This is a genomic window from Pseudonocardia sp. MH-G8 (assembly GCF_002262885.1).
GTDB lineage: Bacteria > Actinomycetota > Actinomycetes > Mycobacteriales > Pseudonocardiaceae > Pseudonocardia.
Genome location: NZ_NKYF01000001.1, coordinates 1,020,953 through 1,034,313, shown reverse-complemented (window position 1 = coordinate 1,034,313; position 13,361 = coordinate 1,020,953). Strand labels below are relative to the sequence as shown.

At 74.9% G+C, this 13,361-nt stretch carries 14 protein-coding genes; 7 read left to right on the top strand and 7 right to left on the bottom strand.

All coding sequences use genetic code 11. From position 1 onward, the window contains the following. Window positions 1-123 precede the first annotated feature (123 nt). Complete coding sequence (locus CFP66_RS04915) at window positions 124-1,077, top strand: 4-hydroxy-3-methylbut-2-enyl diphosphate reductase (protein ID WP_094920650.1); 954 nt, start codon at window positions 124-126, stop codon at window positions 1,075-1,077. Here CFP66_RS04915 and CFP66_RS04910 read toward each other — a convergent pair. The 4 genes from CFP66_RS04910 to CFP66_RS04890 form a co-directional block, all read right to left on the bottom strand. Continuing rightward, window positions 1,010-1,813: a DUF6542 domain-containing protein gene (locus CFP66_RS04910; protein WP_143517116.1), complete on the bottom strand. Its 804-nt coding sequence runs from the start codon at window positions 1,811-1,813 to the stop codon at window positions 1,010-1,012. The genes CFP66_RS04915 and CFP66_RS04910 overlap by 68 nt on opposite strands. Then, window positions 1,810-3,348 carry a DNA recombination protein RmuC gene (rmuC, locus tag CFP66_RS04900; protein ID WP_233159140.1) on the bottom strand — a complete coding sequence of 513 codons (1,539 nt, stop codon included), beginning with the start codon at window positions 3,346-3,348 and terminating at the stop codon, window positions 1,810-1,812. Before rmuC ends, CFP66_RS04910 begins: the two co-directional genes overlap by 4 nt. 207 nt (window positions 3,349-3,555) lie before the next feature. Continuing rightward, window positions 3,556-4,059 carry a methylated-DNA--[protein]-cysteine S-methyltransferase gene (locus CFP66_RS04895; protein WP_094920644.1) on the bottom strand — a complete coding sequence of 168 codons (504 nt, stop codon included), beginning with the start codon at window positions 4,057-4,059 and terminating at the stop codon, window positions 3,556-3,558. After that, window positions 4,056-5,552: an AlkA N-terminal domain-containing protein gene (locus CFP66_RS04890; protein WP_094920642.1), complete on the bottom strand. Its 1,497-nt coding sequence runs from the start codon at window positions 5,550-5,552 to the stop codon at window positions 4,056-4,058. Before CFP66_RS04890 ends, CFP66_RS04895 begins: the two co-directional genes overlap by 4 nt. Window positions 5,553-5,693: 141 nt before the next feature. On the opposite strand from CFP66_RS04890, the gene CFP66_RS04885 reads away from it, so the two are divergent. From CFP66_RS04885 to CFP66_RS04875, 3 genes are all read left to right on the top strand, one after another. Further along, window positions 5,694-6,035: a hypothetical protein gene (locus CFP66_RS04885; RefSeq protein ID WP_094920640.1), complete on the top strand. Its 342-nt coding sequence runs from the start codon at window positions 5,694-5,696 to the stop codon at window positions 6,033-6,035. Between the two features lie 97 nt (window positions 6,036-6,132). Beyond that, complete coding sequence (locus CFP66_RS04880) at window positions 6,133-7,677, top strand: HAMP domain-containing sensor histidine kinase (protein WP_094921554.1); 1,545 nt, start codon at window positions 6,133-6,135, stop codon at window positions 7,675-7,677. Next, window positions 7,674-8,339, top strand: a complete 666-nt coding sequence (locus CFP66_RS04875) for a response regulator transcription factor (protein WP_094920638.1) — start codon at window positions 7,674-7,676, stop codon at window positions 8,337-8,339. Before CFP66_RS04880 ends, CFP66_RS04875 begins: the two co-directional genes overlap by 4 nt. A gap of 4 nt (window positions 8,340-8,343) precedes the next feature. Here the strand turns inward: CFP66_RS04875 and CFP66_RS04870 are convergent, their stop codons facing one another. From CFP66_RS04870 to CFP66_RS04860, 3 genes are all read right to left on the bottom strand, one after another. Then, window positions 8,344-8,787, bottom strand: coding sequence for a hypothetical protein (locus CFP66_RS04870; RefSeq protein WP_094920636.1), 444 nt, complete (start codon window positions 8,785-8,787; stop codon window positions 8,344-8,346). 195 nt (window positions 8,788-8,982) lie between these two features. Next, window positions 8,983-9,306: a hypothetical protein gene (locus tag CFP66_RS04865; protein ID WP_094920633.1), complete on the bottom strand. Its 324-nt coding sequence runs from the start codon at window positions 9,304-9,306 to the stop codon at window positions 8,983-8,985. 89 nt (window positions 9,307-9,395) lie between these two features. Further along, window positions 9,396-10,592 carry a phosphotransferase gene (locus CFP66_RS04860; protein ID WP_094920632.1) on the bottom strand — a complete coding sequence of 399 codons (1,197 nt, stop codon included), beginning with the start codon at window positions 10,590-10,592 and terminating at the stop codon, window positions 9,396-9,398. A 358-nt stretch (window positions 10,593-10,950) separates the two neighbouring features. Here CFP66_RS04860 and CFP66_RS46995 point away from each other — a divergent pair, with 358 nt between their 5' ends. The 3 genes from CFP66_RS46995 (at window position 10,951) to CFP66_RS04850 (ending at window position 13,222) form a co-directional block, all read left to right on the top strand. Beyond that, complete coding sequence (locus CFP66_RS46995) at window positions 10,951-11,298, top strand: hypothetical protein (RefSeq protein WP_143517114.1); 348 nt, start codon at window positions 10,951-10,953, stop codon at window positions 11,296-11,298. 113 nt (window positions 11,299-11,411) lie between these two features. Next, the gene (locus tag CFP66_RS04855) at window positions 11,412-12,626 is read left to right on the top strand and encodes a sensor domain-containing protein (RefSeq protein ID WP_198961239.1); all 1,215 of its coding nucleotides are present in this window, start codon (window positions 11,412-11,414) and stop codon (window positions 12,624-12,626) included. Next, window positions 12,578-13,222 carry a response regulator transcription factor gene (locus tag CFP66_RS04850; RefSeq protein ID WP_094921551.1) on the top strand — a complete coding sequence of 215 codons (645 nt, stop codon included), beginning with the start codon at window positions 12,578-12,580 and terminating at the stop codon, window positions 13,220-13,222. The genes CFP66_RS04855 and CFP66_RS04850 overlap by 49 nt, the downstream gene beginning before the upstream one ends. Window positions 13,223-13,361: the final 139 nt, after the last annotated feature.

Here is a 13,361-nt window from a genome sequence, read left to right as displayed (position 1 = left end):
GGAGCTGTCAGCAGCCCCGGGGCGCACACATCCGCGACACCCCACGGCGACACCCCGCGGCGACGAACGTGCCGTTCGTCGCCGTGGGGGTGTCGCTGCGGCGTCCATCCGTACGCTGGAGGCATGTCGGTTGCTTCCAAGCGCGTCCTGCTGGCCGCGCCACGCGGGTACTGCGCGGGCGTCGACCGGGCCGTCGAGGCCGTCGAGCAGGCGCTCGAGCAGCACGGCGCACCGGTCTACGTCCGCAAGCAGATCGTGCACAACGTGCACGTGGTGGAGACGCTCACCGAGCGTGGCGCGATCTTCGTCGACGAGGCGGACGAGGTGCCGGAGGGCGCGCTCGTGGTGTTCTCGGCCCACGGAGTCTCGCCCGCCGTGCGCGACCAGGCCAAGGACCGCGGTCTGCGCACCATCGACGCCACCTGCCCGCTCGTGACGAAGGTGCACCAGGAGGCGAAGCGCTTCGCGCGCGAGGAGTACGACATCCTGCTCGTCGGCCACCACGGGCACGAGGAGGTCGAGGGCACCTCCGGCGAGGCGCCCCAGCACATCCAGCTCGTGGAGACCGCCGCCGACGTCGAGGGCGTCACCGTCCGCGACCCGGACAAGGTGGTGTGGCTGTCGCAGACCACGCTGTCGGTCGACGAGACGATGGAGACGGTGCGGGCGCTGCGCGAGCGCTTCCCCTCGCTGCAGAACCCGCCCAGCGACGACATCTGCTACGCCACGCAGAACCGCCAGGTGGCGGTGAAGGCGATGGCGCCGCAGTGCGACCTGGTGCTAGTCGTCGGGTCGAAGAACTCCTCGAACTCGGTACGGCTGGTCGAGGTGGCGCTCACCGCGGGTGCGGGCGCCGGGCACCTGATCGACTACGCCAAGGAGATCGACGACGCGTGGCTCGAGGGTGTGGGCACCATCGGCCTCACCAGCGGCGCCTCCGTGCCCGAGGTACTGGTGCGCGGCGTGCTCGACCACCTGGCCGAGCGGGGCTGGGGGTCGGTCGAGGAGGTCACGACGGCCGAGGAGACGCTGACGTTCTCCTTGCCGCGGGAGCTGCGCCCCGCGCGCTCCCGCTGACGCCCACCGGACGCTGCAGGAAGACCCGCAGCAGGCCGGCGACCAGCACGATCCCGGTGGTCCACGCCATCACCGGGAACGCGTTGACCAGTGGCGCCCCGATCACCAGGAGCCGCTCGGCCACACCCTGACCGGGGCGCGGGGTGCCCGAGAGCAGCACGACCACCGGCACGGACAGGGCCACCAGCAGCGGGGGCTGCACCATCGGCCCGAACAGTCCGGTGCGCCGCACCCAGGCCAGGGCCAGCACACATCCGCTGATGTGGCAGATCGTGAACACGGTGCCGAGGCCGCCGACCTGTGTCAGGTCGACGAGAACGCCGACGGCCGTGAGCGCCGCCGCGAGCCCGACGGCCGCGATCGGGGGGATGCCCAGGACGGTCGCCAGCACGGAACGGTCGGCCATCGGCCAGCGGCCGCCCGTGCCACGCACCGGGGGCTCCCGGTCCGCGGCGGCGCCTGCGGCCGCCTTCTTCTCGGCGGCGCTCTTCTGGGCGGCGTTGCGGCGGATCCGCTCCTTGCGGTCGGCCACCTTCCCGGTGCCCTTCCGGGCGGCGGAGGCCGGCTTCCCGGTGGACGCCGCGGGCGCGGAGGCGCTCCGACGGGACGTCCGCCCGGTGACCGGTGGCTCCTCGGGCGAGCCGGCGCCGGCCCGCCCGCTCCTGTTCTGGGAACGAGCGCCGGTGCTCCCGGCACCGCGGCGCCGCGGGGTCCGCTCACCGGCCGGCTCGGTCATCCCGTCACGGTAGCCCGCGACTCCCCGTGGCCGTTGTCGCCGGGCCGGTCACCCGTCCGGTCGGCGCGGCTGAGTTCGTGCAGGGAGACCAGCGAGTCGGCGGCCGACGCCACGAGCTCCGGCGCGGCGATGGTGCGGGGTGCGCGCTCGACCTGGCTCGGCTCGGGGATGTCGGCGTCGGTAACCTCGAGATCGGTGAGCTTGCGCGCCGTGACGAGCACGCGGGCCTCGAGCGAGGACACGGTCTGGTTGTAGCTCGAGACGGCCGAATCGAGGCTGCGGCCCAGCTTCGCGACGTGGGTGCCCATCGTCGCCAGGCGGCTGTGCAGCTCCTTGCCCAGCTGGTGCACCTGGGCGGCGTTGCGGGCGAGCGCCTCCTGGCGCCACGTGTAGGCGACGGTGCGCAGCAGCGCGATGAGCGTGGTGGGCGTGGCGATCACGACGTTGTGCGAGAAGGAGTACTCCAGCAGCGCCGGATCGGCCTGCAACGCCGCCTCCAGGAACGGGTCGCCCGGCACGAACAGCACGACGAACTCCGGGGACGGCTGGAACGCCGCCCAGTAGCTCTTCGCGCTGAGCGCGTCGACGTGCTGGCGCAGCTGGCGGGAGTGGGCGGAGAGCCGCTCCCGGTGGACGTCCGGGTCGCGCGACTCGACCGCCTCCAGGTAGGCCGCGAACGGCACCTTCGCGTCCACGACCACCTGCTTGCCGCCGGCGAGGTGCACCACCATGTCGGGCCGCACGCCGCCGTCCTCGCCCTGCCCGACCACCTGCGTGGAGAAGTCGCAGTGCTCGACCATCCCGGCCAGCTGCACGATGCGCTCCAGCTGCAGCTCGCCCCAGCGGCCGCGGACCTGCGGTGCCCGCAGCGCGTTGACCAGCTGCTTCGTCTCGTCCTGCAGGCGCTCGGAGCTGGAGCGCATCGCGGTGACCTGCTCACGAAGGCCCGCGTAGGCCGATTCCCGTTCCTTCTCGACGGTGCGCAGCTGGCCCTCCACGCGCTGCAGCGTGGCGGCCACCGGGTCCAGCAGCTTGCCGAGCGCCTGCGAGCGGGCCGTGGCGTCGCCGTCGGCCTTCGCGGTGAGCGCCGCCGTCGCCTCCTTGATGCGGCCCTCGGCGAGCGCGACGAACTGCTCGTTGTTGCGCGCCAGCGCGTCGGCCGACAGCGCCTGGAACGCCTGCTTGAGCTCCACGTCGCGGCGGGTGAGCATGGCCTCCCGCTGCGCGCCCGCCTCCCGCTCGGCGTGCAGCGCCGCGGTGGCGCCCGCCGCCTCCGCCTCCGCGCGCCGCAGCCGTTCGACGGCGCGGTCGTGGGCCTCGCCCTGCTCCTCGAGCCGATCCAGCAACCCGGTGCGCTCGGCCCGCAGCCCCGCGGCCTCCGAGCGCAGCCTCGCCGACGCGTCGGCCGCGGCGCGCGCGGTCTCCGCAGCGGCCACCCGCGACCGGGACGTCACGAGCACCCACACGGCGCCGGCACCGAGTACGGCGCCGACGATCACACCGATGAGCAGCACGGAAGCGGTCGCGGTGTCCACGACGACCAGGGTGCACAGCCACTCCGACGGAACTCGCGCAGGCGCGCCGGGCCCAGGGGCCAGCGGGGCGTGCCGATCGACGAACGGTCGAACGCATGGTCGAGCTCGCCGAGCTCGACTCGCGCACACTCACGCCCCGACTCGCGGAGGTGGGGGCCCACCCTTTCCGCGAGTCGGGGTCTGGCTGCATGCGAGTCGGGGCTTGTGTCAGTCGCGCGGTGTCTCGTGGGTCAGCAGGCGGCGCTTGACGTCCACGCCCCAGCGGAAGCCGCCCAGCGTGCCGTCGGTGCGCAGCACGCGGTGGCACGGGACGAACAGCGCGGCCGCGTTGCGGGCGCAGGCGGAGGCCGCGGCGCGAACGGCTGCCGGCCGCCCGGCCTTCGCGGCGTACTCGGTGTAGGTCACCGGTGCGCCCGCCGGGACCTCGCGCAGAACCTCCCAGGCGTGCTCCAGGAACTCGCCCGAGCGTTGCCGGACCGGCACCGCGTCGATCGCGGAGAGGTCGCCGTCGTGGTAGCGGCGGACGGCGTCGCCGGCCGGGCCCAGGTCACCCCGCACCAGTTCCGCGGGGCGCAGCGTCGGATGGATCTGCGGGGTCAGCTCGTCGAGCTCGGCCGTCCAGCCCGAGGCGAGGACGGCGCCGTCGGCGTCGACGACGGCGGTGAACGGGCCGAGGTGCGTGTCGATCGTGGCCCAAGTCGCGGCGTTCATGTCTTCCTCCGGTTCGTGGGAGCGGCGGGCATCGCCCGCCAGAGGTGGGTGGCGGCGTAGGAGCGCCACGGCGCCCAGCCGGTGGCCCGGGCCGTCAGACCGGCGAGGTCGGACGGGAGCCCGAGCGCGGCCGCGCCGCGGCGCACGCCGAGATCGGTGGCGAGCAGCTCGTCGGGGTCGCCGAGCAGCCGCATGGCCAGGTAGCCCGCCGTCCACGGCCCCACACCGGGCAGGGCGGTGAGCGTGGAGCGCAGGTCGGCGGCGTCCCGGCCGGGGTCGAGTACGAGCGTGCCGTCGGCGACGGCAGCGGCGAGCCCCAGCACGGTCGCGATCCGCCGCTGCGGGCCGGTCAGCACCTCCGCGCCGCGCGCCGCGATCGTTGCCGCGGTGGGGAACAGCAGGTCGGGACCGTCGGCGGCGAGCGCGGGCGGGAGCCGCTCGCCCAGCGCCGCCGCGAGCCGGCTCGCCGCCGTCCGGGCCGCCGCGACCGAGACCTGCTGGCCCAGCACGGCCCGGAACGCCGTCTCGGCCCCGTCGACGGTGCCGGGCAGCCGGATCCCCGGCACCGCGGCGACCGCGGGCGCGAGGTCCGGGTCCGCACCGAGCACGGCGTCGACGGCGAGCGGGTCGGCGTCCAGGTCGAGCAGCCTGCGCAGCCGGGCGACGGCGGGACCGAGGTCCCGCGGATCGGCCAGCCGCAGCGTCGCGACCACGTGCCCGTTGCGCGGCGCCGGCGTCAGGTCCAGCACCACGGTCGCAGGCCCGTGGGGCAGCCGCAGCGTGCGCCGGTAGGTGCCGGCCTCGATCGACTCGACCCCGGCCAGCGCGCGGGCCGCGAAGAACGCGAGCAGGCCATCGGCGTCGAACGGCGGCCGGTAGGGCAACCGCAGCACCAGCGTGCCCGCGGCGCCGGGTCCGGCCCCGCGGCGACGGCCCGCCTCGGTGCGCAGGGTCGTCGGCGCCACCCCGTACACCTCGCGGACGGTGTCGTTGAACTGCCGCACGCTCGCGAACCCGGCCGCGAACGCGATGTCGGCCATCCCGAGCGGTGTGGTCTCGATGAGCAGCCGCGCGGTGTGGGCCCGGTGCGCCCGCGCGAGAGCGAGCGGGCCGGCGCCCAGCTCCGCGGTGAGCACGCGGTTCAGGTGCCGTTCCGAGTAGCCCAGCCGCGTGGCGAGCCCGGGCACGCCGTCGCGTTCGACGACGCCGTCGGAGATGAGGCGCATCGCCCGTGCGGCGAGGTCGGCGCGCAGGTCCCAGTCCGGCGAGCCGGGCACCGCGTCGGGCTGGCAGCGCCGGCACGCGCGGTAGCCGCGCTGCTGCGCGGCGCCTGCCGTGGGCAGGAACTCCACGTTCGCGCGTTTGGGTGTGACGGCCGGGCACGACGGCCGGCAGTAGATCCCGGTCGTGCGCACGGCCGTGATGAAGTGCCCGTCGAAGCGGGCGTCGCGCGAGGCGACGGCGCGGTAGCAGCGTTCCTGATCGAGCAGCACGCAACCGACTGTGCCACCCCGCACGGCCCTCGACTGGCGGGAATCGGACGGCGCCGCGGCAGCCGCTCGTCCGTGCGTGGGATGAGAGACGTCTCATCCGGCTCTCATCCGGCCGTCACCGGCGGCGACCAGGATCTGGGCGTGCGCCTCCCACTCGTCATCGCCACGGCCGTGCTGCTGGTCATCGGCGTGTTGGCCGGTGTCGTCGTGCTCGGCTCGGCCGCGGACGCCGACCCGCCGCCCGTCGAGCCGATCACCGTCCAGGCGCCGGCGGTGCCGCCCGCCGCGCCGCCCGCCGCACCCGGCGGGGGGCAGCCGGCCGCGCCGGAGCCCGCCCCGCGCGACGAGGCCGGCTACGTCGCCCCGCCGCCCCCGGTCGACGACGATGACGATGACGATGGCCCCGACGACGGACCCGACGACGGCCCCGACGACGGCCCCGACGACGGCCCCGACGACGACGGCCCGGATGACGACGACTGACCCCGTTCCACTGCGCGAGTGGCGCCGCGTCAGCGAGGATGGCGGTGACCAGCACCGATCCGTCCCGGCCGGTGCCCACCTCCCCGCAGGGACCCCGATGCCCCCCACCGCGAGGCCCCGCTCGGCGCCGGGTGCGCCGCAGCCGTCCGCCGCGCGACGTCGGCTGTTGCCGAGCACCGCCCGCACCCGCATCATCGGGTGGGTCCTGTCGCTGGTGCTCGTCGCGCTGGCCGCCGTCACGTTCGTGACGTGGCGCCTGCTGATCCAGGTCACCGATGAGCGGATGGACGAGGCGCTGCGGTTCGAGGTCGAGGAGTTCGCGGAGCTCACCGAGGCCGGCACGAACCCGCGCACCGGCCTGCCGTTCCGCACCGTCGACGAGGTGATCGGCGAGGCCATCGCCTACAACCTCGCGCGGCCCAACGAGAAGTTCCTCGGCTACGTCGACGGCGGCTACCGCACCCAGAGCCGGCAGGAGCCCGGCGCCCCCGAGGTGCTCGCCGGCGATCCGGCGTTCGCCGCGCTCGTCGCCGGCGTCGACACGCCCCGTTCCGGGCAGTACGACAGCCCCGCCGCGGGCGAGGTGCGCTACCTCGCGATCCCGGTGGCCCTGCAGGGCGACCCGGCGCACGGGGTGATCGTGGCCGCCTACCTCGCCGACGCCGAACGTGCGGCCGCCGACAACGCTGCCCGGCTGATGCTCGGGGTCGGCGGCGTCACCCTCCTCGGTGCCGCTGCGGCGGCGTGGCTCGTGGCGGGTCGCATCCTGCGGCCGCTGCGCGACGTCGCCGCCACCGCCCGCACGATCACCGACACGGACCTGTCCGGTCGCATCCCGGACGAGGGCGAGGCGGACGAGCTCGGCGACCTCGCCCGCACCGTCAACGCGATGCTCGACCGCGTCGAGTCCGGGGTCGTGGCCCAGCGGCGGTTCGTCGACGACGCCGGGCACGAGTTGCGCACCCCGATCACGATCGTCCGTGGGCACCTGGAGGTGCTCGATCCGGCCGACCCGCAGGACGTCCGCGCCACGGTGGCGCTGGTCGACGACGAACTCGGCCGGATGAACCGGATGGTGTCGGACCTGCTGTTGCTGGCGCGCTCGGAGCAGCCGTCGTTCCTGCACGTCGAGCGCGTGGACGTCGAGACGCTCACGACGGAGATCGTGGAGAAGGTCGAGCACCTCGGTGACCGGCGGTGGGTGCTCGAGGCCGCGGCAGGCGTCGACGCCCGGCTCGACCGGCAGCGCATCACCCAGGCCGTGGTCGCCCTCGCCGACAACGCGTGCCGCCACACCGGCCCCGGCGACCGGATCGGCCTCGGCTCGCAGCTCACCGGCGGCCGGCTGCGGTTCTGGGTGTCCGACAGCGGCCCCGGGGTCGCCGCCGAGGACCGCGTGCGGATCTTCGAGCGGTTCGCCCGTGGCTCCACGGCGGTCCCGCGTTCCGACGGTGCCGGGCTCGGCCTGTCGATCGTCCGGGCCATCGCGGTGGCGCACGGCGGGAACGCGCTGCTCGACAGCGTGCCCGGCCGCGGGGCGACGTTCACGGTCGAGATCCCCACCATCACCGACGAACGGCACTCCCGCCGGCACCCAGCAGCCGAGGGTGCCGTCGGTCGCGAGGGCGGAGAGGCGCCGTGAGCCGCATCCTCGTGGCCGAGGACGAGCCGCGGATCGCGGCGTTCGTCGAGAAGGGGCTGGCCGCCAACGGGTTCGCGGTCACGGTGGTCGGCGACGGGCCCTCGGCCCGCGACTACGCGATGACCGGCGGGTTCGACCTGCTCGTGCTGGACATCGGGCTGCCCGGTCTCGACGGGTTCGCCGTGCTCCGGTCGCTGCGCGCCCACGACAGCCCGATCCCGGTGATCGTGCTGACGGCGCGCGACAGCGTGCAGGACACCGTTGCCGGCCTGGAGGGCGGCGCGGATGACTACATGCCCAAGCCGTTCCGCTTCGAGGAGCTCCTCGCCCGCGTCCGGCTGCGGCTGGCCGGCAGCCGCACACCGGAGCTCACCGTGCTCTCGCACGGCGACCTGCAACTGGACCTGCGCACCCGCCGCGCCCACGTCGACGGCCGCACCGTCGACCTCTCGGCCCGTGAGTTCGCCCTCGCCGAGACGTTCCTCCGGCATCCGGGGCAGGTGCTCTCGCGCGAGCAGTTGCTCAGCCACGTGTGGGGTTACGACTTCGACCCGGGCTCGAACGTGGTGGACGTGTACGTGCGCTACCTGCGCCGCAAGCTCGGCGCGGAGCGGATCGTCACGCTGCGGGGGATGGGGTACCGGCTCGACGACCGGGCCTGAAGCGTCAGCTGCGGCAGATCTGCCCGCGGATCCGGCCGTCGGCGCAGGCTTCCTTGATCCGGTTGCGCAGCTCCCGCCACTCCTCGGCGCGGCTGCTGCTGTTCGACGAGTCGGCCTCGTCGTCGTCGTCCTCGTCGTCGTCCTCCGCCGCGGCCGCCTCGGCTTCGGCCTTCGCGCGCTCGGCGATGAGCGTCTCGGCCCGATCGCGGGCGGGGGCGAGCGCCAGCGCGGCGATCTGCGCACCGGTGACCGGTGGTGCCACCGGCCGCGCGCCCGCGTCGTCCGGCACCGCCGGCAGCGACTGCTGCGACGCGGCGAACTCGGGCACACCGACCGTCGGGTCGTCGGCTGGGTCGGGCATCAGCAGCGCCACGCCGCTACTCGCTGCGAACATGGCGAGCGCCGCGCCCGCGAGTACCGCTCGGGACTGGAACCGCACGACGATCACCCTCCCACATGACACGACACCACCCACTCAGACCATCGACGAGCGGCCGGTGGCGTTAGCCGACCTGCGCGAACGGTCGATCCCGCGGCTGGTCCCGCCGGGAAGAACTGCAGGTCGCGGGTTCGTAGATCGGAACGAGCCGCACAGGAGCGCCGCGCGGTGGGCGCTCCTGTGCGGCTCGCGGTCGGTTCCTTGTCAGTCGTCGTCGGGCGTGTCGTCGGGGGTGTCGTCCCCGGGGAGTCCGGGGGCCCCGACGTCGTCGGGGCTGTCGAACGGCGAATCGGCGGACTCGAACGGGCTCTCGAACGGGGAGTCCGCCGACTCCGGGGACGCGTCGGCGACGGCGGCCGGTGCGAGCGGCGCAGGCTCCGCCCCGGTGGCGGACGCCGAGACCGGCGCCGGCACGGGGTGCGCAGGGCTGCTGGTCTCGCCGGCGGCCGCCACCCCTGCGCCGGTGACGCCGAGGCCGGTGAGGGCGGCTCCGAGGGTGAGGATCTTCCAGGTGGCAGGGCGTTCCATCGCGTGCTCCTCCAGGTGGTTGTCGTGCTGACGGAGTCCACGGTTCCGGCTGCGCGTGAGGTCGCCAGTAGAGCGGGATGAGGTCGCTCTCATCCGCGGGCCCATCGCGTCGCGAGCCGTTGGCGCTCCTGGGTGTGCTCGCGCCATCCCTCCTGCTGCACGCGGAACGGACCGGTGGCCAGGCCCAGTACGGCCGCCGCGATCCGGGGTCGGAGCTGGGCCCGGGGGAACCGTTGCTCGGCGTGCGCCAGCACCTGGGCGCCGTAGCCGCGCGCGGCGGGCGAGCCGTGCAGCGCGAGCACGGACAGGTGTGCCAGGAGGGTGGCCCACTCGTCGATCCGGTGCCCCCGCCCTGCGGTGTCGACGTCGAGGAGCCCGGTGATCCGCCCGCTGGAGGCGAGGAGCTGGCTCTCGTAGAAGTCGCCGTGCACGGGCACGCTCGGATGCGCACCACCATCGACATCCGCGAGCCGGGCGGTGAGCGCGTCCAGTTCGGCGCGCTCGTCGTCGGCGCCGACGGCGGTGTGGGTGAGGACGTCGGCGAAATGCCGTACCCGCTGCAGGTGCGTGCGCCGGGCCGGTAGCTCGAGGAGCGCCGGAGGCAGGGCGTCGAGGACGGCGGCCAGCGCGGTGGGCGGAGGGGGTGGGGTGCCCCGGGAGAGCAGTGTGCGCACCGGCGTGCCCGCTGCCTCGGGGAGGACGAGCATGCCGTCGGGGGTGGTGGCGAGCGGGCGGGGCACGGGTACGTGTGGGGCGAGCAGGTCGTGCCGCTCGCGCAGGCCCTGAACCGCATCGGGGCGAACGATCTTGAGGAACAGTCGCGGCCCTCCGCCGGTGAGCTCCAGCACCGCGCGCCGGCCGGGCCGGTAGGCGCGCACCTTCACGTGCGGAGGTGTTTCCCGCGGTATGCCGAGAGCGTGGAGCGCCACCGCGAGCCGGCCCGGGTGGGCCGCGGTCGCGAGCGCGGGCAGCGCCGGATCCTGCGGCCAACGCCAGACGCCCACTTCCACTCCACGACCCGCGAGCACGGCGGCACCCTGCGGGATGCGGCTGCCGGTGGTGGCGGCAAGCGTCTCGCGCGTCGTCGTGCCATCGGCACGCTGCACGTCGGCCGCGTACTGCACGACCGTGGCGCCACCCGGCTGCACCCCGACCGTCACGACCCGCAGCGCCGTGAGCCGGCCGCCGTAACCGCCGAGGGTGACCCCGAGCAGCTCGGAGGCATCCGGGCCGAGCAACAGGGCGAGCGGCGCCGGCCAGGTGGGTCGTGTCGGGGCGAGGGTCATCGGGCCAGGTTGGTGGGCGTGGGTGCACAGGCGATGAGCCGAGGATGAGAGGCCCCTCATCCTCGGGCGGGTCGTCCTCGGCCGCGGCCCGTGACGCCCGGCTTCGCACGACGAGCACACCGACGAGCAGCACCACGAGGAGGATCGGCAGCCACGCCGCCGACGTGAGCACGACCGGCCCGACCTGGTTGCCCAGCAGTACGAGCGTGGCTGCCCACGCGCTGCCGGACACGATCAGCGTCGGGCCTGCGGTCCGGTACGGCACGCCCGCCGCGCCGGCCACGCGCGGCAGCACCGGCCGGGCCGCGGCGGCCCAGTGCCCGCAGGCCAGCAGGGCGGTGGTGGCGGCCGGACCGCGGTGGGAGAGCCAGCCACCGGCCTGCTCCGCGCGTGCGGTGGCGAGCCGGTGGAGCCGCGCGCTCGGCAGAGCGGGCACCACGCCCACCCGGCCCTGCCACCAGCCCAGATGGGCGCCCGCGACGGTCGCGGTGGCGGCCACCGCGACGGCCGGGCCCAGCGCGTGGGGAGCCGCGTGCGACCACAGCCCGAGCGCCACCAGCAGGGTGGTGCCGGGCAGGGCGATCCCGACGAGCGTTCCGCTCTCGACGACCAGCAGGAAGGCCGCGACGGCCAGCACCGCAGGCACGGGCCAGCCGGCGGCGATCTCGAGGAGGGTGGTCAGCACGGGACAAAGGCTCGCGGGTGACGCGGCCGTGCACCATGGTGCTGGTCGGTTGATCCACCGGCGGGTCAGTCCCCGGTCCACAGGGGGCTCAGGCCCACTGTGGACCGTCGGTCACTTCCGGGAGACTGGACCCCGTGACACGTCGGCTGCGGAACTGGCTCCTCGCTGCCGTGCGCCTCACCTGCGCCGTCGGCACCGCGCTGGTGGCGCTGGTCCTGCTGCTCACACAGCTGGTCGGGCTGGTGCTCGTGCCGCTGTTCGGCGTCGGTCTCCCGGTCGTCTCGGGTGCGCTCGGCGCCACGCGCGCCCTCGCCGATCTCCATCGCGCGCAGGCAGGGCGCGTCCTCGATGCCGAGCTCTCCGTCGGCTACCGGGCTGATCCCGGCCCCACCTGGCGGGAGCTCGCGGCGTGCCTGCGCGATCCGCAGACCGGCCGCGACACGATCTGGCTCGCCCTCCACGGGTTCGCGGGGATCCTCCTCGCGTTCCTCGCGAACGCCGTGTTCAACACCCTCGGCACCATGCTCGTCGGCGGAACGGGCCCGTTCGCGGTGTTCACCCTCCCGGTGCTCGTCCTGCTCGCCGTCGTGTGGTGGACGGTGCCGTGGCTGGTACGCGCGCTCGCGCTGCTCGTGCGTCTGCTGCTCGCGCCTGCGGGCAGCACCCTCGAGCGTCGCGTGGAGCAGCTGGCCGAGTCCCGGGCGGCCACCGTCGACGCGCAGGCCGCCGAGCTGCGCCGCATCGAGCGCGACCTGCACGACGGCGCGCAGGCCCGCCTCGCGGCCGTCAGGATGACGTTGGGGCTGGCCGCGCAGACCCTGCACGCCGACCCCGACCGTGCGGCCGCGCTGCTCGAGGAGGCCCGCGCCGACGCCGGCCGCGCCCTCGCCGAGCTGCGCGACCTCGTCCGCGGCATCCATCCGCCGGTGCTCGCCGACCGCGGGCTGCCCGGCGGGCTCGAGGCGGCCGCGCTGCTGTGTCCGGTGCCGGTCGCGGTGTCGGTCGACCTGCCTGCGCGGCCGCACCCACCGGTCGAGTCGGCGCTGTACTTCACCGCCACCGAGGCCCTCGCCAACGTCGGGCGGCACGCCCGTGCCACGCGAGCCTGGCTGCACGCCGCCTACGCCCACGGCAAGATCACGGTCGTCGTCGGCGACGACGGCCGGGGTGGCGCCGACCCCACGCGGGGCACCGGGTTGCGCGGCATCGAACGCCGGCTCGCGGCCTTCGACGGCACGCTGCACGTGGCGAGCCCGCCCGGTGGCCCGACCGAGATCACGATGGAGCTCCCGTGCGACCTCTGCGCACCGTCATCGCCGAGGACCACGTCCTCCTCCGCGACGGGCTGATCCGCCTGCTCGGTGCCAACGGCTTCGAGGTCGTCGAGGCGGTCGACAACGGTCCCGCGCTGCGCGAGGCACTGCTGCGCGTCCGCCCCGACGTCGCGGTCGTCGACGTCCGGCTACCCCCGACGTTCACCGACGAAGGGCTGGTCGCGGCGGTCGCCGCCCGCCGGGAGGTGCCGGGCCTGCCGGTCCTGGTGTTGTCGCAGTACGTGGAGCAGCTCTACGCCCGAGAGCTGCTCGCCGACCAGTCGGGGGGCGTCGGGTACCTGCTCAAGGATCGTGTCGGCGACGTCGAGGAGTTCGTCGCCGCCGTCCGGCGGGTCGCAGCAGGTGGCACCGCGATGGACGCCGAGGTGATCGGGCAGCTCGTCGGCCGTCGCACCGCGCCGCTCACGACCCTCACCCCGCGTGAGCGCGAGGTATTGGAGCTCGTGGCGGAGGGCCGCTCCAACGCCGCGATCGCCGCCGCGCTGTACGTCACGGAGAAGGCCGTGGGCAAGCACATCAGCAGCATCTTCGCCAAACTCGACCTGCCGCCGTCCGACGACGACAACCGCCGCGTGCGGGCCGTTCTCGCGTACCTGCAAGCGGTGGCGTAGTCGTCACCGGGTGCGCGGCCGAATCGGCATCCAGCGTTGTTCGATCTTCCTGCAACCGCGGCCGGTGCCATCTCGCTGCCGATAGCCGGGCTCGCACGCCGCGGGCAGCGCGGCGACCCACCGCTGCCGAACGAGCGTG